General features: G+C 72.3%; 21 protein-coding genes. 4 read left to right on the top strand and 17 right to left on the bottom strand.

Features of this window, described 5'->3' with window-relative positions; genetic code table 11:
- Nucleotides 1-28: 28 nt before the first annotated feature.
- Entirely contained in the window at nt 29-2,680 is a 2,652-nt protein-coding gene (locus WD794_00305) for a hypothetical protein (protein MEX2288752.1), read from the bottom strand.
- Between the two features lie 95 nt (nt 2,681-2,775).
- Complete coding sequence (locus tag WD794_00300) at nt 2,776-3,255, bottom strand: Fur family transcriptional regulator (protein MEX2288751.1); 480 nt, start codon at nt 3,253-3,255, stop codon at nt 2,776-2,778.
- Nucleotides 3,256-3,278: 23 nt separating this feature from the next.
- On the opposite strand from WD794_00300, the gene WD794_00295 reads away from it, so the two are divergent.
- Complete coding sequence (locus WD794_00295; protein MEX2288750.1) at nt 3,279-4,121, top strand: aminotransferase class IV; 843 nt, start codon at nt 3,279-3,281, stop codon at nt 4,119-4,121.
- Nucleotides 4,122-4,137: 16 nt separating this feature from the next.
- Here WD794_00295 and WD794_00290 read toward each other — a convergent pair whose 3' ends face one another.
- From WD794_00290 to WD794_00280, 3 genes are read right to left on the bottom strand one after another with little or no spacing between them, the layout of a single operon-like run.
- Nucleotides 4,138-4,467, bottom strand: coding sequence for a hypothetical protein (locus WD794_00290; protein ID MEX2288749.1), 330 nt, complete (start codon nt 4,465-4,467; stop codon nt 4,138-4,140).
- A complete protein-coding gene (locus WD794_00285; protein MEX2288748.1) occupies nt 4,464-4,919 on the bottom strand; it encodes a hypothetical protein in 456 nt (151 codons plus the stop codon). Before WD794_00285 ends, WD794_00290 begins: the two co-directional genes overlap by 4 nt.
- A 38-nt stretch (nt 4,920-4,957) precedes the next feature.
- Entirely contained in the window at nt 4,958-5,131 is a 174-nt protein-coding gene (locus tag WD794_00280; protein MEX2288747.1) for a hypothetical protein, read from the bottom strand.
- 471 nt (nt 5,132-5,602) lie between these two features.
- On the opposite strand from WD794_00280, the gene WD794_00275 reads away from it, so the two are divergent.
- On the top strand, nt 5,603-6,844 hold the full coding sequence (locus WD794_00275; GenBank protein MEX2288746.1) for a nucleotide sugar dehydrogenase: 1,242 nt from the start codon (nt 5,603-5,605) through the stop codon (nt 6,842-6,844).
- Between the two features lie 469 nt (nt 6,845-7,313).
- Here WD794_00275 and WD794_00270 read toward each other — a convergent pair whose 3' ends face one another.
- From WD794_00270 to WD794_00225, 10 genes are all read right to left on the bottom strand, one after another.
- Complete coding sequence (locus tag WD794_00270) at nt 7,314-7,475, bottom strand: HepT-like ribonuclease domain-containing protein (GenBank protein ID MEX2288745.1); 162 nt, start codon at nt 7,473-7,475, stop codon at nt 7,314-7,316.
- Between the two features lie 97 nt (nt 7,476-7,572).
- A complete protein-coding gene (locus tag WD794_00265) occupies nt 7,573-7,713 on the bottom strand; it encodes a hypothetical protein (protein MEX2288744.1) in 141 nt (46 codons plus the stop codon).
- 591 nt (nt 7,714-8,304) lie between these two features.
- Nucleotides 8,305-8,796 carry an FABP family protein gene (locus WD794_00260; protein ID MEX2288743.1) on the bottom strand — a complete coding sequence of 164 codons (492 nt, stop codon included), beginning with the start codon at nt 8,794-8,796 and terminating at the stop codon, nt 8,305-8,307.
- Between the two features lie 31 nt (nt 8,797-8,827).
- Nucleotides 8,828-9,703: a PHB depolymerase family esterase gene (locus WD794_00255; GenBank protein ID MEX2288742.1), complete on the bottom strand. Its 876-nt coding sequence runs from the start codon at nt 9,701-9,703 to the stop codon at nt 8,828-8,830.
- A gap of 172 nt (nt 9,704-9,875) precedes the next feature.
- A complete protein-coding gene (locus WD794_00250; GenBank protein ID MEX2288741.1) occupies nt 9,876-10,880 on the bottom strand; it encodes a peptidase in 1,005 nt (334 codons plus the stop codon).
- Nucleotides 10,881-10,951: 71 nt separating this feature from the next.
- Entirely contained in the window at nt 10,952-11,521 is a 570-nt protein-coding gene (locus tag WD794_00245; protein ID MEX2288740.1) for a hypothetical protein, read from the bottom strand.
- Between the two features lie 249 nt (nt 11,522-11,770).
- On the bottom strand, nt 11,771-12,070 hold the full coding sequence (locus WD794_00240; GenBank protein MEX2288739.1) for a DUF1416 domain-containing protein: 300 nt from the start codon (nt 12,068-12,070) through the stop codon (nt 11,771-11,773).
- Nucleotides 12,070-12,903 (bottom strand): sulfurtransferase, encoded by an 834-nt coding sequence (locus tag WD794_00235; protein ID MEX2288738.1) that lies wholly within the window; start codon nt 12,901-12,903, stop codon nt 12,070-12,072. The genes WD794_00240 and WD794_00235 overlap by 1 nt, the downstream gene beginning before the upstream one ends.
- The gene (locus WD794_00230) at nt 12,900-13,322 is read right to left on the bottom strand and encodes a DUF4395 domain-containing protein (protein MEX2288737.1); all 423 of its coding nucleotides are present in this window, start codon (nt 13,320-13,322) and stop codon (nt 12,900-12,902) included. Before WD794_00230 ends, WD794_00235 begins: the two co-directional genes overlap by 4 nt.
- A gap of 112 nt (nt 13,323-13,434) precedes the next feature.
- Nucleotides 13,435-13,854, bottom strand: coding sequence for a thioredoxin family protein (locus tag WD794_00225; GenBank protein ID MEX2288736.1), 420 nt, complete (start codon nt 13,852-13,854; stop codon nt 13,435-13,437).
- A gap of 122 nt (nt 13,855-13,976) precedes the next feature.
- Between WD794_00225 and WD794_00220 the strand changes: the two genes are divergently transcribed.
- Together WD794_00220 and WD794_00215 are read left to right on the top strand one after the other, a co-directional pair.
- The gene (locus WD794_00220) at nt 13,977-14,201 is read left to right on the top strand and encodes an antitoxin (protein MEX2288735.1); all 225 of its coding nucleotides are present in this window, start codon (nt 13,977-13,979) and stop codon (nt 14,199-14,201) included.
- Entirely contained in the window at nt 14,198-14,626 is a 429-nt protein-coding gene (locus WD794_00215; protein ID MEX2288734.1) for a TA system VapC family ribonuclease toxin, read from the top strand. The genes WD794_00220 and WD794_00215 overlap by 4 nt, the downstream gene beginning before the upstream one ends.
- Before the next feature lie 55 nt (nt 14,627-14,681).
- Here WD794_00215 and WD794_00210 read toward each other — a convergent pair whose 3' ends face one another.
- Together WD794_00210 and WD794_00205 are read right to left on the bottom strand one after the other, a co-directional pair.
- A complete protein-coding gene (locus tag WD794_00210) occupies nt 14,682-15,377 on the bottom strand; it encodes a DUF2993 domain-containing protein (GenBank protein MEX2288733.1) in 696 nt (231 codons plus the stop codon).
- Nucleotides 15,374-16,537 (bottom strand): hypothetical protein, encoded by a 1,164-nt coding sequence (locus WD794_00205; GenBank protein MEX2288732.1) that lies wholly within the window; start codon nt 16,535-16,537, stop codon nt 15,374-15,376. The genes WD794_00210 and WD794_00205 overlap by 4 nt, the downstream gene beginning before the upstream one ends.
- Between the last annotated feature and the right edge of the window lie 121 nt (nt 16,538-16,658).

Genomic DNA, 16,658 nt, shown 5'->3' with positions numbered 1-16,658 from the left:
CGGGAGGGGCCGCGGGTCGTGCGACGGACTAGCTCGGGCTGGCTGTCGCCGACGCCGTCGGGCTCGCCGTGGGGCTCGGCGACGGGCAGGTCTGGAGCAGCGACGGGCTGCAGCTGGGTGACGGGCTCGGCGCAGCAGTCGCCCCGTCGGTGGTCAGGTAGCCGACCACGTCGACGATCAGGTGCGCTGTCGGTGTGCCGGAGCCGCCGACGAACAGCGTCACCTGCCGGTTGCTGCCCAGCGCACTGGTCACCTCGTTGGCCTGCGTCCCCGCCGACGCCGGCTGCGTCGCCGTCGCCTGCCGCTCGGCCCGGAAGTTGACGTTGGACGTGTCCGGGCGGGTGCTGCCGGTCGGGTAGACCGTCACGAAGCCGGGGCGGGTGCCGTTGGTGGCCGTGACGTTGAGGATCACGCCGGTGGCGTTCGACGGGACCGTGGACGGCATCGTGACCTGGACGTCCCCGTTGCGTCGCGACCCGTTGTCGTCGCGGGTGTTCAGGGCGCGGGTCGGCTGCTGCAGCGGCGTGAAGACCTGGGTGCCGGATGCGGAGCCGGGAGTGACCGCCCCGACGACGTCGACGATCAGGGCTGCCGACGCCGAGTCGACGAACAGCGAGACCTGGCCGGCCTTGCTGCCGGTGCCCACGCGGGTGACCACCTCGTTGGCCTGCGTCTGACCCAGCTCGAAGTTGACGTTGCTGGTCTCCGGTCGCTCGGTGCCGGTCGGGTAGACCACGACGAAGCCGCGGGCACTCGGCCCGGTGACGGTGACGTTGAGGATCGCGTCGGTGCTGCCCTCCGGGAGCCGGTCGGACAGGTCGACGACGACCTCGCCCGTGCGCCGCTTGACCGTCTTCTCACGGGTGTCGAGCTCCCGCACCGGCGCGCTGGTGGTGACCCGGCCGGTGTCCGCCGCGTCCGTCGTGGTGAAGAAGCCGACCAGGTCCACGATCACGTGGGCCTTGGCCGAGTCGACGAACAGCGAGACCCGCTTGTCCACCGGCAGGCCGACGACGACCTCGTTGGCCTGCGTCTGCGCCGGGTCGAAGTTGACGTTGCTGGTCCCGGGCTTGGTGTTGCCCTTCGGGTAGACGACGACGAAGCCGCGGGCCGAGGGGTTGGTCACCGTGACGTTCAGCACCGCGGCGGTGGCGTTCGGATCGGTGATCCGGGTCGACAGGTCGAGGACGATCTCACCTGTACGCGGGGAGCCGCGGTCGTCGCGGGTGTCCAGCGCGCGCACCGGGCTGCTCAGGCCGGCGTAGCGGGCGTTGCTGCGCAGTCCGTCGGCCGGGGCGCTCGGCGACGGCGAACCGGAGGCGGTGACCGTCAGGCAGCCGCTGCAGACCGGACCGGACCTGCCGTCCGTCGTGACCGGCGTGACGTCGCGCTTGCCCGGGGCGGCCGCGGCGGTGGTCTGCAGGTTCACCGTCGCCCCGGTGTCGCTGACGACGTCGACGGACGCGACCGTGACGCCCGAGCCGGACACCGCGAACTCGATGCCCTCGGAGAAGTGGGTGCCCTTGATCGTGACGGTGCGGGAATCGCTCTGGCTGATGGTGTCCGGGTCCAGGCTGGCGACCGTCGCCGGCTGCGGCTGCGCGATCGAGAAGCGGCAGTCGCAGGCGTTCAGGCTGCCGTCGTCCTGCGTGAGCGTCGGCTGGTAGGCCTTGGAGCCGGGCGCGGCGTTGCGGACGTCGTAGTCAGCGGTGACGCTGTTCGGCCCGTAGCTGACGTTCGTCCCGACGATGGTGAGGTCGCTCCGGCTAGCGCTGCCGGGGCTCTCCGCGACGTAGACCAGGCTCGGCGTCCCGGACTTGGGCACCGCCGGGCCGGTGAAGGTGAGCGTGACCGTCGGTGTCGCCGAGGGGCTGTTGCTCGCGACATTGGGGTCGACGCCGGTCAACGCCGCGCCGTTGACGGTGAAGCAGTCGGTGCAGGTGGCCGTGCTGCCGTCGGTGTTGGTGACGCGCAGGCCTCGGGGGCCGGTCACGGCCGCCGTCTTGACCTGGAAGCGCCGCAGCATCTCGGTGGCGGTGGTGCGCTCCGCGACCTCGATCGTGCAGCCGGGCGCTTCCTGGCGCGCCGCACACTGCTCAGCTGTGCCGGTGGTCGTGGGGGCGGCGATCGTGACGTTGGGATCCACCGCGCCGTCCAGCAGCACCTCGAGGCGCGTGCCGCGGGCGAAGCCGGTGCCCGCCACGGTGATGTTGGCCTCCCCGCCCTGGGCCACGGCGTTCGGCGTGGTCGACGAGACGGTCAGCGCCTGTGACGAGATGACTGTGAAGCAGCTCTGGCAGGAGTCACTCGCGCCGCTCTTCGGGTCGGTGATCGTCGCGTTGTAGACGCCGGGGTTGGCCGGGCCGTCGTTCGCCCCGCTGCCGGTGTCCGCGAAGTTGAACTCGGCCCGGGACTGCGTCAGCACGCTCGTGCCGGTCGTGTTGGCGGTCAACGTGTCCGTGGTGTTGGGGCGCGTCAACTCGACCCTCGAGTCCGGGGTGAAGGAGCTCTGCGTGGTCAGCGTCAGGACCTCGCTGGGGTCGTTGTTGATCGCAAAGTTCGGATCGATGTCCACGATGTTCGCGGCGCTGGCCGCCGGCGCGATCAGGAGACCGGCCAGCAGGGCTGAGGTCGTGGCGAGGACACCCACCGCGAGGCGGCGGCGTGTGGCGATCTTCATGGGACTCCTGTGTGGGTCGCGTGGGGTCGCGGCACCGTAGGCGGGGGCGGCTCGCACCGCGGTGGAGGAGGGCTTACTGCTCAGGACGCCCGAACCTACTCAGGGTTCGCCGCCCGGCCGCAGGTTCCTGCCCCGGCGCCCGAGACCCGGGCGCACCCGGCGCAGCGGCCGAACACCGCGAAGTGCCCCACGTCGACCTGGAAGCCGCGGGTGGCCGCGAGCTCCTGCACGATCGGCGACACCAGCTCCGGGGGCGCCTCGTCGATCCCGCCGCAGTCCCGGCAGACCAGGTGCACGTGGTCGTCGTCGCTGGCCACCGAATACGTCGGCGCACCGTGCCCGAGGTGCGTGTGCTGCACCAGGCCCAGCTCCTCGAGCAGCTCGAGGGTGCGGTAGACGGTCGAGATGTTCACCCCGCTCGCGGTCTGCCGCACCGCGGTGACGATGTCCTCCGGGGTCGCGTGGCCGAGCCGCCCCACGGCCTCGAGCACGAGCTGCCGCTGCGGTGTCAGCCGGTAGCCGCGGGCACGCAGCTGTGCCTGCCAGTCGCCCTGGACCGCCCCGCCCTTGCCCATCCCCGGACAGTAGCCTCCGACGGGTGACCTCCCCGGTGCTCGCCCTGCTCGGCGACCCGCCGCGCCTGGTCGACCCGGCGACACCCGTCCTGCGCGCGGACGACCTCGGCGTCGCCCGCGGCGAGGCGGTCTTCGAGACGCTGCGGATCGCCGCGGGCCGACCCGCCTTCCTCGACCTGCACCTGGCCCGGCTGCAGCGTTCGGCCGAACGGGTCGCGATCGCGCTGCCGGGTGGCTGGGTCGAGCTGGCGCAGACGGCGACCCGGGCGTACGGCGACGGCGACGGCGACGGGATGCTGCGGCTGACCTGTTCCAAGGGGGCCCCCGGCGCCGGCCCCGTCGGCTTCGCCGTCGCCGGTCCGGTCCCCGTGGAGGTGGTGCGTGGCCGCGAGCACGGCGTCACCGCCGTCACGCTCGACCTCGGCATCCCTGCCGACCTGCGGGCCGCCGCCCCGTGGCTGCTCGGCGGGGTCAAGAGCACGTCGTACGCCGTGAACATGGCCAGCCTGCGCGCCGCCGAGGCACAGGGGGCGCAGGAGGCGATCTGGGTGAGCGGCGACGGTCAGGTGCTCGAGGCGCCGACCGCCACGGTGGCCTGGGTGCGGGACGGCGTACTCGTCACGCCACCCGCCGACGAGGTCGGGACGCTGCCGGGTACGACCGCGCATGTCGCCCTGGCGCGCAGCCCGGTGCCGGTGGAGGTTCGGCGGGGCACCGTGGCGGAGCTGCGGGGCGCCGAGGAGGTACTGTTGCTGTCCAGCGTCCGCGGGGTGGCGCCGGTGGTCCGGCTGGACGGCCGCGACCTGCCGGTCGGTCCGGTCACCGCCGCCCTCCGGGCCGCCTTCGAGTCGGCGGTGCGGGAGTAGGCCCGGGCGTCGGCGGTCAGCTGCTTGCGGCCTGTTCGTCGAGCGTCTGCTGCAGGGCGGCCAGTGTCTCGGCACGTGACCCCTGCGCCACGGCGACACCCTCCACGGCCAGCAGGTCCTGAGCCGCCCAGATGTCCAGCGCCAGCGCGCGCGCGAACTCCCGCAGGGTCAGCCGTCCGGCACGGTAGGCGTCCAGCGCCTCTCGCTTGTCCAACTCGCGCAAGGCCAGGTCGACGAGCTGCCGGATCGCCGTGGACCGGTCCTCGAGTCGCGACTGCGCAAAGGCATCGATCCGGGCCAGCAGATCGGTGTCCAGGGTGGCGTTGACGCGGACGGTCTCGCTCACGACAGCTCCTCCACATAGGCGTCGGCCAGTGCTGCCGTCAGGCGCCCGGCATCTCGCAGGGCCACGATGACGGCACGTGCAGCAGGGGCATCGAGCCGGCCCGAGCGGTGTGCCAGCACGACGAGATCAGCGGTACGAAGCCACCGGACTCCGACGTTGCGCGCGCGCCGACCCAGGGCCAGGTCGTTGGTCAGGAGCAGCCCCACCGAGGCTGCTGCGCGCAGCACCCTGGCGTCGACGCTACCGATCGGATCGACGGGATTCAGCTCATGACCGGCAACAGCCGCCTCGATCGCGGCCGCGTCAGCATGGCCCCCAGCACGGCCCGCGTCCACTGCCTCCGCATGCACGACGTCGAGCAACACCGGCGTCAACCCGCTGAGCTCCAGGATGCCCAGATGGCCTGCGCGCGCGAGGGAGACCAAGGTGGAGGTGTCCACGACCGCACGCATTTGACCAGCGTAGTGCACACGCTGTGTGCACTACGCCGCTATGCCGGCTGGGAGACCTCCGGCCGCGGCGCCGGAATCTCGGTCGCGAACAGCTCCTCGCTGCGCGGGCCCAGGACCAGGTCGAGCAACAGCGACAGCGGGACGCCCCTGTGCAGCAGCGACATCGCCGCCTGGGACGGGCAGCGGGTGGCGACGAGCGATGCCGTGCTCACGGTTCCTCCTGAGGGCACTTCGACTGACATGCAAGGGTGATCGTCCGGGCGTGTGGTCCGCACGACAGCCGGACGGGTGAACGGTCCGGCCGTCGCGCAGTACCGCGATCTTGACCGCCGGGCCACGCCCCGTCCGGAAGGCGCGCCGAGAACTCGCCGGCAAACGCGGTGACAACTTCCCGATGGCGACCTACTCTTGTCCGCACACTGGAGAGGAGGTGGTCCGAGGCTTGAGTATTCATCGGACAAGTGAGGTGGCTGTCCGCTAGGACGCCGTAGCAAGGACCGTTCGCTGGTCTTCGATCGCGCGCCTTTCTGCGGCGTACGGCGAATCCAGAACAGGCACCCGACCCCGGGCCGCCGGCCGTGTCCAGCCGGCCCACTTCCCGCCGCTCGCGGCAGGACAGTGGAAGTGGCCCGGGGTCTGCCATGCCCGGACGCGGCCGACGCGCACGGTTACGCTCCCCGCTGATGACTTCAGCCTGTGTGGTCGGCCTCGGCTACGTCGGGCTGCCGCTCGCCGTCGCGCTGGCCGAGGCCGGCGTCGCCGTCGTGGGCTACGACGTCGACCCGCTTCGGGTCGCCGAGCTGCGCTCCGGCCGCAGCGGCATCGAGGACGTCCCGGACGCCGCCGTCGCCGGGATCGGGTTCACCGCCGACCCGTCCGACACGGCCGGCTGCTCGACGTACGTCCTGTGTGTCCCCACGCCGCTGCGCGAGGGGATGCCGGATCTCGGTGCGGTGCAGGCCGCCGCGCGCGCGGTCGCGACCGTCCTGTCACCCGGCGACCTGGTGGTGCTGGAGTCGACGACCTACCCGGGCACCACCGAGGAGGTCGTTGCCCCGCTGCTGGACGCCGGCTCCGGGCTGGCCGCCGGCCGCGACTACCTGCTGGCCTACTCGCCGGAGCGGATCGATCCCGGCAACCCGACGTACGGCATCCGCAACACCCCGAAGGTCGTCGGCGGCCTGGATGATCCGTCGACGAAGGCAGCGGTGCGGTTCTACGAGCAGATCTGCGACACGGTGGTGCAGGTCGACGGCACCCGTGAGGCCGAGATGGCCAAGCTGCTGGAGAACACCTTCCGGCACGTCAACATCGCGCTGGTCAACGAGATGGCCGTGTTCTGCCGCGAGCTGGGCATCGACCTGTGGCAGGTCATCGAGGCCGCCCGCACCAAGCCGTTCGGCTTCATGCCGTTCTACCCGGGGCCCGGCGTCGGCGGGCACTGCATCCCGGTCGACCCGTCCTACCTGTCCTGGCGGGTCCGCAAGCTCGGCTTCAGCTTCCGCTTCGTCGAGCTCGCCCAAGAGATCAACGCACAGATGCCGAGCTACGTCGTCACGCGCCTGGCCGACCTGCTCAACGAGGCGGGCCTCGCGCTGTCCCGGTCGCGGGTGCTGTGCCTGGGCGCCGCCTACAAGCCGGGGGTGGCCGACGTGCGGGAGTCGCCGGCGATCGAGGTGATGCGGCAGCTGCGCCGCAAGGGCGCGACGGTGTCCTACGCCGATCCGCACGTCGCCGACCTGGTCCTCGACGCCGAGCGACTCTCGGCGGTGTCCCTGGACGCCGCGACGCTCGACGCCGTCGATGCGGTGGTGGTCCTGACACCCCACGCCGGCTTCGACCTCGAGCTCGTACGCGCGCAGGCGCCCCTGGTGCTGGACACCCGCGCCGCCGTTCCGGCCGGAGACAACGTCTTCCGGCTGTGAGGCGGCGCGGCGGACGCGCGACGCGGAGCGGCGAGCCGCCGTCGTCGACTCCCTGGCCCGCTGGTCGTTGATCAGCGTCACGGAGTCGAACGATTCGGACCCTGCCAGGACGGCGACGTCGAGGTCCCGCGCCTCAGGCACGGCGCACGCCGCGCTGCCGAAGACGGTCAGCGGCTGGATCCCGTGCCGCTCGCACAACACGTCGAGCCCGCCACTCGCCGCCGCGTCCCGCAGCCGCGCCAATCCCTCCGCCGGAGTCGCCACCTCCGCATCGTGGCACGCAGCCGCTCCGCGGGATCCGACCGCCGCCGGCCGCTGCGTGATCTTGGTGCCGTGCGGGAGCGCGAGCCGGGCGGTGGCGGCACCAAGATCAGTCGAGGTGGCTCCGTGTTCAGCAGCGGGGTGTCCGGCGCCGCTGCTGCACCAGCCTCAGGGCACCAGCAGGCTGAGCGCCCCGCGGAGATCCGCGCTACCCGCCAGGCTCCTCCTGGATCGTCACCTCGGCGCTCGCGAACTGGGACTCCAACGATGACCTCCATGCCGGAAGATCACTGGCCAGCGTGAGCCACGTCAGCTCGCGGTTGATCTCGTCGTACTGGTGGATGATGAAGTTGCGGTTCGCGACAGCCAATGCCCGGTCGACCCCATCAGGTGCAAGGGCGCCGAGTCGCGCCAGCCGGTTGGCTGCCTTCGCCCTGCCTCCGCTGGCGTCGGGATGCTGCGACGGCCTACCGACCGAGCCGCGGCCGGAACAGGTACGCCCGCGGCGCCCGCCCGGCCGTCCACTGCTCGTGCTCGACCACTGCCTCGGCCTTCTCCCGGATGCCCGCCAGGCCGTGCCAGCGCTGCTGCCGTTCGTGTACGCGCACACGGTCTTATACGCCCTGCTCGGCGTCAGCAAGAGCCTCGGAGTGCTCCCCCGGTCTGCGGGCGCGCCATCAGGCGTGGCCGCGGCGTTCAAGCCTTCACGCTGTCGTTGCCGTCGCTGGTGAGGGTACGGGCAGTGCGCAGCACGTCGACGAGCGAGCCCGCGAATAAGGCCCGCCATCGAGATCTCGACCTCCAGTCCGTTGACAACGCGATGATCCAAGGGCCCGGTGGAGCACTCGTCCTGTCCTTGCTCAACCGGCTGGGCTACCCGGTTGACGACGGCGCCTACGTCGAGGTCTGGATCAGTGCGCTGACGCTCGCGGCCACGCAGTGGGCCGTGCAGCGCTGCTTGGACACCTTCACGTGGAGCGGACGCCGCGGACAGTGCCGGACCGACACCGGCCTGTGCTGTCAGGCGGTGTACACCACAGGTCAACAATCTGAAAATGTTGATCTGTGGTGTACAGCCGCTGTGCGGCACATGGCCGCCGCGGCCGGACAAGGCACCGCTGGCCCGGGCGTGGAAGATCCATGGGGCGTCGAGCCGCCGGACCAGGGCGGGCTGGCCGCCGTCGACGGCACCGGTGTGCTCAGTCCACCCGGCTCAGCCGGGCGGACAGGTGCGGCTGTAGCCCCTGGTCGACCGCCGCCATGTCGATCGCGTACGCCAGGTCGCCCTCCACCAGGCCGTAGAGCCGGTGCAGGGCGTTGACCGGCTTCGCGGTCTCCGTACGCGCCACGACGTCGGTCTGCAGCTCGATCTTGGTGAAGACGACCTCGCCGACGTAGACCTCCACGATGCCGGTCGGGTGGGACAACATCACCTCGACGTCACGCGGCTCCTTGCCGGGTCGCCACCAGCCGGCCTCGCGGGCGCTGCTCTTCACCCGCGCGCCGTCGGCGTCCAGGATCCAGGCCCGCGAGCTGTACTCCAGGAAAGGCCGGCCGTCGTGGGCGAAGACGACCTCCTGCTCGTAGCGCTGCTCCTCGATCGTCGGGTAGCCCACGACGCCGAGGCCGCTCCAGGTGCCGACGAGGAAGGCCAGCGGCTCGAGCCGCTCGTGCAGGTCAGGAGAGGTCACCCGGCCATTGTGCCGGTGGCCGACCGGAACGTCACCGCACCCGCGGGTGGTCGCGCAGCCAGGACCAGATCGTGCGGGTGGCGTCGACGCCGTGCTCGTCCCGGGTCATCCAGTGGTGGCCGGCCCGCGGCACGACCTGCAGCCGCACCTCGCCGCCGGCCCGCCGGAACGGCTCGAGCGAGGAGTCGACGGGCGGGAAGGTGACGTCCAGCTTCTCGTTGCGGCCGCCGTTCAGCGGAACGATGCTGTCGCCGGCGCCGTGCAGTACGAGCACCGGCACCGGCAGGATTGGGGCGCAGGGCGCGAGGAGCGGGCCGGCGACCACCGCGACCGCCGCGACGGTCTCGGACCGCTCGCAGGCGTAGCGCAGCGCCATCATGGCGCCGTTGGAGCCGCCGGTGACGTAGATGCGGGCGGGGTCGATGAGCGCCTTCGTACGGCTGATCGCGACGACCTCGTCCAGGAAGGCGACGTCGTCGACGCCGACCACGCTGCCGGGAAAGCAACACCCGCCGGCGTTCCAGGAACCCGACGCGCCCTCGGGGAAGGCGACGACGAAGCCCTGCTCGTCGGCCAGCGCCTCGAGCCGGCTGTAGGCGCGGATGGCGTCGGGCTTCTGACTGTGGGCGTGCAGCGCGACGACCAGGGGTGCGGGGGCCGGCAGGCCGTCCGGGACGTGCAGGACGAACGGGCGGGGCTCGCCCTCGTACGACCTCGTGGTCGGCACCGTGACAGAGTCGGGAAGCATGACGTCGGCGGGCGGGACAGCCCCGACATCGGAGGCGACAGCGGCGGACTGCACCTGGGCCGGGACGGCCGCGCGCTCGGCGCCGAGCGCGCCAGGGAGTCCAGCCACCAGGCACAGCAACGCCCCGGCGCCGACGAGCAGGGGGCGGCGCAGGTCCATCCGGCTAACGCTGGCCCTGATACAGCTTGTAGACGACGTAGACCGAGAACCAGCCGATGACGGCGAACGCCGACACGAGGATGCCGGCGAAGACGAACTCGAGCACGGGGGACCTTCCGGGTCGGCGGGGCGGGAGCAGCCTACCGGTCGGGCTGCCTCCGGCACCGGGTGGTCACGGCGACGAGCGCCGGTTGTGGCGGCGGGTCAGCAGGACGACGCCGAGCGACACCACCACCGCAGCGAGCAGCCCGGCCGCGACCGGGACGACGATCCGCGGGTTCTGGACCAGCGGGACCGCGGTCACCGGATCAGCCGCCGAACCGGCGGCGTCCGGGAAGGTGATCGTGCCCTCGACCGTCCGCTCCAGGCGACCGCTGCGCAGCGTGAGCACGGCCCGCCACGGACCGCCCTGGATGGCCTCCTCCAGGACGACGTCCACCGCACTGCTGTCACCCGGAGCCAGCGTCGTCCCCAGCTCGGCGGGGAAGGGCCCGGCGGACAGCCCGCCCGGTCCCTCGGACAGCTCGAGCGTCCCGCTCATGTCCAGCGCGCGGTCACCGGTGTTGCGTACCTGCGCGGTGACGGCCGGGCGGCCGTCCGGCCGGCGTACCGCCTGCAGGGTGCTGATCTCGAGGTCGCTGGCCGGCTCGGCCGGGCCGCCCACGCTGAGGTAGACCCGGACGCCGACCCGGCTGGCCACCGCGATGCCGGGGGCGGCCGACCTGGTCGTCATCTCGGCCATCAGCGCGGCGTAGCGCTCACCACCCCCTGCTCCGGCCGGTACGTCGATCTCGACCGTCGCCACGCCCTTCTGCCCGGGCGCCAGGTCCAGGGTCGCCGGCGTGACCCGCATCCAGCCGGTGAGGTCGTTCTCGCCCCGCCCCGGCCGTACACCGAAGGAGCCCTCCGCGATCTCGGCCGCCGCCGGATAGAGCGCGACCTGCCCCGCACTCGCCGTGCCGTTCACGACCTCGACCCGCCGGGACAGCGAGGCTTTCGGCTGGACATGGTCGACGATGTAGACCTGCGCCCGCGGGTCGTCGCGCCGGTCGCCCGGTGCGTCCAGCAGCCGGATCCCCAGCCCACTGGTGGCAGGGTCGGACGGCGTGCTCTGCGCCGTCGCCGGCACCGCACCCCCGCCGAGCAGCACGGCCAGGATCAGCCATCCGAACCGCATCACGCTCCCTGCCCTCCGGACACGACGGTACGGGGCAGGCCAGTGGCCTGCCCCGTATGGGTTGATCCGGATCAGACGACGGTGTGGGTGATCGTCGCGCTGTAGGTGCCGGCCACGACGTCGCTGTCGATGGTGACCTGGACCTCCGGCGTGTACTCCACCGAGTTGCTCGCCGTCGTCGTGGCCGTCACGAACGTCTGGGCGGTGCCGCTCAGCACGATGCCGGTGGAGGGGTCGACCGCGGTGGTGGCCGGTACGGCGGACAGCTCCGCCGAGGTCAGCGTCGGGCCGTTGCCGGCCGGGATGTAGGCCTTCGCCTTGGCCGCGGCGATGGTCTCGGTCACGCCGTCGACCGTCGCGGTGAAGTCGGTGGAGGCGACCTCGCTGGTCCAGCCGGCGGTCGACCCGCGGTCGTCGGTCACCGTCACCTTCGGTAGTACACCGGTGAGGGTGCTACCGGTCGAGCTGGAGGTGGCGGTGCCCAGACTGGCGCTGGTGGCGGCCGAGGCCACGGACAGGGTGCCCCCCTCCACCGTGAGGGTGGTGGCCACGCTGTCAGCGGCGGCCGGAGCTGCGGCGGCGACCACGGCGAGCAGGGACACCGCAGCGGTGCCGAGGGCGAGGGCGTGGGGGGTGCGCATGGGATGTCCTCTCGATTCTGCAGGCTCGCTGCCGGCGTGAGACACCGTCCACGAGATAACTGTCAGTAGTTTGTCCGTGACGGGGCGTTCGCGCATGACCAGGACTAGTCATTTCCGCACTAGTTCCTTCGTGCGGGGGACAGCAGCGACCGGCGCAGCGGACCGGCCGCGCAGCACGACGGCCCGGCCCCCGAACGGGGATCGGGCCGTACGCGCTGCAGCGTTTCCTGCTTCAGGTGGGCACTCGACTCAGGCGGGCACCTCGACGGCCGCCTCGACGGCCGTGCCCTTGGCCGCCTGTACGGCGGTGTCGACCGATCCGCCCGGGTAGAGCGTGCGCAGCGTCCACTCGCCGTCGGCGGCGTAGAAGCGGAAGTAGCCGGTGGCGGAGGCCTGCACCTCGGCGGTGAAGTCGCCGGTCGAGCCGAGCAGCCGGACATAGGCGCCGGGCAGCGGTGAGCCGTCCCGCCGCACGAAGCCGTGGATGACCGCCTCGTTCTGCGACACCTCGAGCGCGGGGAGCGTGTCCTGGTCAGGCGCGCCGCACATCAGACGTCCTTCTGGATCGGCACGCCGATGAGCGAGCCGTACTCGGCCCAGCTGCCGTCGTAGTTCTTCACGTCGCCCTTGCCGAGGATCTCGTGCAGCACGAACCAGGTGTGCGAGGAGCGCTCGCCGATGCGGCAGTACGCGATCGTCGGGGTCCCGTCCTTGAAGCCCTCGTCGCCGTAGAGCTTGGCCAGCTCCTCGTCGCCGCGGAAGGTGCCGTCGTCGGCGGCGGCCTTGCTCCACGGAATATTGATCGCGGACGGCACGTGGCCGGCCCGCTGGCTCTGCTCCTGCGGCAGGTGCGCCGGCGCCTTGATCTTGCCGCTGAACTCGTCCGGGCTGCGCACGTCGACAAGGTTCTTGCTGCCGATGCTGGCCACGACCTCGTCCCGGAACGCCCGGATCGACAGGTCGGGGGCCTTGGCCCGGTAGCCGGTGGTCGCGCGCTGCGGCACGTCCTTCACCAGCTCGCGGCCGTCGAGCTCCCACTTCTTGCGCCCGCCGTCGAGCAGCTGGACGCTCTGGTGCCCGTACAGCTTGAACTGCCAGTAGGCGTAGGCGGCGAACCAGTTGTTGTTGCCGCCGTAGAGCACGACGGTGTCGTCGTTGCCGATGCCCTTGGCGCTCATCAGCTTCGAGAAGTCGTCCTGGTCGATCAGGTCGCGGGCCTCCGGCTGCTGGAGCTCGGTCGTCCAGTCCAGCCGGACGGCGTTCTTGATGTGCCCGCCGTCGTAGGCGGACACGTCCTCGTCGACTTCGACGAACACCACCTTCGGGTCGTCCAGGTGGGCCTCGGCCCAGTCGGCATCGACGAGCACGTCGGCGCGGCTCATGCGGTAGCTCCTTCACGGTTGGTGGTGCGCTTGACGAGCAGATACATCTCGCAGCCCAGGCAGATGCCGAAGGCCGCGTTGAGGAAGGCCGCAGCCAGCGCCGCGCCGGTCGCGAGCAGCCCGACGACGGTCGCGCCGGCGGCGAAGCCGACGAGGGCCACGAGGGCGAACACGAGCCCGACCGCCTGGGCGAACCGCGGCGGCGTTGCCGGCTCGAGCTCGGCCGGCGGCGTGCGGTGCACGCCGAGCCTCGGCAGGCCGTGCTTCCAGAACAGGGCGTACGGATTGCGGCCAGCTGCGCCCAGCGCGAAGACGACCGCCTGTGCGGCGAGCAGGTACGCGTTGCCGGTGATCAGCACCGCGGCGAGCACGAACGTGGTGATCCAGGCCGCGAAGCGCGGCCCTCTCGGGTCGATCATGGGTCTCTCCTGAGTGTGTCGGTCCTCCGGCCAGGTCAGGAGGACGGACACAGGCAGCTGTCGACGCGGCAGAAGTCCACCACGCGACGCTTGACCAGGACCAGCATGGTGCTCACGGTAGCGCGGAACCGAGCGCGGCGAGCACGTCGGCCTTGCGGGGCTGCCCGGAGGCCCGCCGGATCTCGACGGCTGCCGCGTCCAGGACAAGGGTGGTAGGGGTTTTCAGGACCCCGAGCCGGCGCACCAGGTCCAGGTGCTGCTCGGCGTCGACCTCGACGTGGGTCACGCCGGGCACGAGCTCGGTCACCTCGGTGAGGACCCGGCGGGTCGCCCGGCAGGGGGCGCAGAACGCGCTGGAGAACTGCAGCAGGGTGGCCCGCCGGCCCGGTTCGGCGCCCAGCCCGGCCAGGACGCTGCGCAGGCTGGCCTCCGATGCCCGGTCGAGGCGCATCCGCCCGCTGCGGGCCCGGTGCACGAGCCCGACGGCGGTGCTCAGCACGAGCACGCCCGCGAGGATCTCCAGACCGGTCACGCTGTTGCGCAACGCTCGCCCACCCGGGGCGCTTCCCGTACCGGAACGGCGACCAGGTCACGGCCGGCTGGCTCAGCCACCCGCGGGTGCATACATGCAGATCCTTGCGTATGCTGATCTGCATGAGGACCACGCTGAACCTGCCCGACGGGCTCGTGGAGGCCGCGAAGAGCCGCGCAGCCCGAGAGGGCCGCACGTTCACCAGTCTCGTCGAGGAAGGACTGCGCGCGGTGCTACGTCCCTCCGCGTCGCCCGCCCCCGTCCAGCTCCCGGCGCACGGCACGGGCGGCGGCCGGGTGCTCGTCGACCTCGACGACCGCGAGGCTCTCGCGGGGGCGATGGAGTGATCCTGCTGGACGTCAACGTGCTGGTCGAGGCCGGGCACCGGGACGCTGCGAGGCATGCCGCGTCCGCGCGGTGGTTGCAGGAGGTTCTTGCAGGCCCGCGGCCAGTCGGTCTTGCCGATGTCGTGCTCACCGGCTGTCTACGCGTCCTGACGCACCGGCGGGTGTTCTCCGACCCGGCACCGCCTGCCGTCGCGCTCGACTTCGTCGAGGCCGTTCGCCGGGCGCCAGCGGCCGTACAGGTGCCGGCCACCGCTGCCACCTGGCAGACCTTCGGAGCCTTGCTGCGCGACGACGACGGGCTGCGCGGAAACCTGGTTCCGGATGCCTGGCTGGCGGCACTCGCGCTGTCCCACGGCGCCTGGCTCGCCACCCGCGACCGCGGCTGCGCTCGCTTCCCGGGGCTGTCGCTCATGGCGCCGCCGTGACCGCCTCGGGCGCCGGTGGGGGTGCGGGAGATGCGGCAGAACCTGCGGCGCGTCTTCAGCGCCCGCGCAACACCGTCGGGCCCGAGCTGGCGAGGAAGACCAGGCCCTCCGCCTGCACCTCGACACCGGTGACCTGCAGGCCGTACGGCAGCCCGGTCACCGGTATCCGCAGGTCCAGCCGGCCGCGCAGAGCTCGGGTGAGCAGCTCGTCCACCGCCTCGTGACCGACCTCGAAGGACTGAGCACTCACCACCAGGTCGCCCTCCACGACCTCGACGTCGGACAGGGCGGTGGCCGATACCTCGCGCCCGAGCACCTGGACGCTGCCAGTCACCCGCAGCTGCCCACCGGCCGGGGAGACGACCAGTTGCCGGTCACCCGAGCGCCGGGACAGCTCGTCGTAGCCCACGACCGCCCGGGCCCGGATGCCGTCGACGGGCACCTGCTCGACCGAGCCGGACAGCGCGTCGGACAGCGGTACCTGCGCGCCGTCCAGCGTCGCCTCCAGGCGGTTCAGGGTGATCTCGCCGGCGGTCACCACGTCCGCACGGACCTCCACCCGGGTGTATCTCCCGGCCAGCGCCTGCGTGAGGAACGGGAAGCCGCCGACGTCGACGTCGGGCTCCGACCGCAGCCCGGCAGCGGCCTGCGCCTGCGCCGCGACGGCCTGCGCCGCGAAAGCCGCAGCGGCCCGGTCGGCGACGAGGAGCAGCCCGAGCAGGACGACGAGGGAGATCGCGATGCGCTTCACGGCAGGACCAACCGACCGGCGAGCAGGGCGATCGGCCCGAGCACGGCGTACGGGAGCAGGAGCGCGGTCGGGCGCAGAGCGGCTACGCGGCGGGCGTCGCGCCAGCCGGCCCGAAGCTCGGCCGCGCCGAGGTCGACGGCGAGATCGGCTGTGGCGACGGTGGAGGCGATCACGAGACCGAGCAGGGCAGCCGAATGCAGCGGCAAGTTCCCGTCGCCCAGGCCGGCATCCGCGACGGCGACGGCGACCGCCATCCCGGCGCCGAGGCCGAGGAGCAGCCCCGGCCAGCCGCGGGTCGAGCCGACGGCGAGCATCGGACGCGGCGCAATCCAGTCGCCGATCCGGCCGAGCAGCAACACCCCGCCGGCCGCGGCCAGGCTGACCAGCAGGACCTGCTCACCACCGTCCACCTGGCGTAGGGCGAGCAGGCAGGCGGCGGCCACCGAGACGACGAGGACAACCAGGGTGTCGGCCAGGGACTCGGTGACCCGGCTGCGTCCCCTGCGGACCAGCTGGTGCACCAGCGAGGCCACCAGCCCGAGTCCGACCACGCCGGCCAGCCCCGTGATCCGGCCGTCGCCGGTGAGCACGACCACGTCGGCGGCCACGGTCGTGGCGGTCGCGACGAGGAAGGCGCCACCGGAGGCGGGTGCGTCGAGCAGGGCGAGGGCGCCGAGGACGAGGAAGACCTGCAGGCCCAGCACCGCGACCGCGAGCGGCAGCAGCCCGAAGACGGTGGCGGCGAGCAGCGCGCCGGCCAGCAGCGCCGGCCACAGGCCCTGGACGACCATGGCCGGCCGCCGGGGCGGCCCGGTCGCGCGGACGACCGACCGCGGCCCCGATCCGCCGGTTGCCGATCGGTTGGTTGCCGATCCGCCGGTTGCCGATCCGTTGCGTGGCCCAGCCGACGCGCCCACCGGCCCGATCGTGGTGTCCGCTGGGGACGTCGTGGTGCCCACGGCCGAGTCGCCGGCGCCCCGACCGCCTGTGGCCTCGCCGGCCGGAGCGACGCCGGTACCGGGGCCGGCAGCGACATCGGGCCCGGCGGAGTACTCCGGCGGCTCGGGCTCATTGCTGCCGACCCAGTCGCGGGCGGTCCGGTCTGCGCCGGTACCACCGCGACGGGCGGCATTCGCCGGGGTGCGCTGCTCCTCGCTCACCGGGGCGATCCTGCCAGAGTGCCGGCGCGGCGCGAGGAGGCGGCGGGCCTGTGTCCGGTCAGCGAGGTGTGCAGGAGAGGTCAAGAATCGCGCGGATATGACCTCTCCTGCACAACGCGCT

This window comes from Mycobacteriales bacterium (assembly GCA_040902655.1).
In the GTDB taxonomy this organism is placed as follows: domain Bacteria; phylum Actinomycetota; class Actinomycetes; order Mycobacteriales; family SCTD01; genus SCTD01.
Note: the sequence above shows the minus strand (reverse complement) of the source record. Positions and strands in the feature narration are given on the sequence as shown.

Bases quoted from the DNA above. Each gene is read 5' to 3' on its own strand.
- WD794_00220 (MEX2288735.1), top strand. From the start codon at position 13,977: ATGAGGACCACGCTGAACCTGCCCGACGGGCTCGTGGAGGCCGCGAAG.
- WD794_00245 (MEX2288740.1), bottom strand. From the start codon at position 11,521: ATGCGCACCCCCCACGCCCTCGCCCTCGGCACCGCTGCGGTGTCCCTG.
- WD794_00305 (MEX2288752.1), bottom strand. From the start codon at position 2,680: ATGAAGATCGCCACACGCCGCCGCCTCGCGGTGGGTGTCCTCGCCACG.
- WD794_00230 (MEX2288737.1), bottom strand. From the start codon at position 13,322: ATGATCGACCCGAGAGGGCCGCGCTTCGCGGCCTGGATCACCACGTTC.
- WD794_00285 (MEX2288748.1), bottom strand. From the start codon at position 4,919: ATGCGTGCGGTCGTGGACACCTCCACCTTGGTCTCCCTCGCGCGCGCA.
- WD794_00250 (MEX2288741.1), bottom strand. From the start codon at position 10,880: ATGCGGTTCGGATGGCTGATCCTGGCCGTGCTGCTCGGCGGGGGTGCG.
- WD794_00235 (MEX2288738.1), bottom strand. From the start codon at position 12,903: ATGAGCCGCGCCGACGTGCTCGTCGATGCCGACTGGGCCGAGGCCCAC.
- WD794_00255 (MEX2288742.1), bottom strand. From the start codon at position 9,703: ATGGACCTGCGCCGCCCCCTGCTCGTCGGCGCCGGGGCGTTGCTGTGC.
- WD794_00240 (MEX2288739.1), bottom strand. From the start codon at position 12,070: ATGTGCGGCGCGCCTGACCAGGACACGCTCCCCGCGCTCGAGGTGTCG.
- WD794_00275 (MEX2288746.1), top strand. From the start codon at position 5,603: ATGACTTCAGCCTGTGTGGTCGGCCTCGGCTACGTCGGGCTGCCGCTC.
- WD794_00300 (MEX2288751.1), bottom strand. From the start codon at position 3,255: ATGGGCAAGGGCGGGGCGGTCCAGGGCGACTGGCAGGCACAGCTGCGT.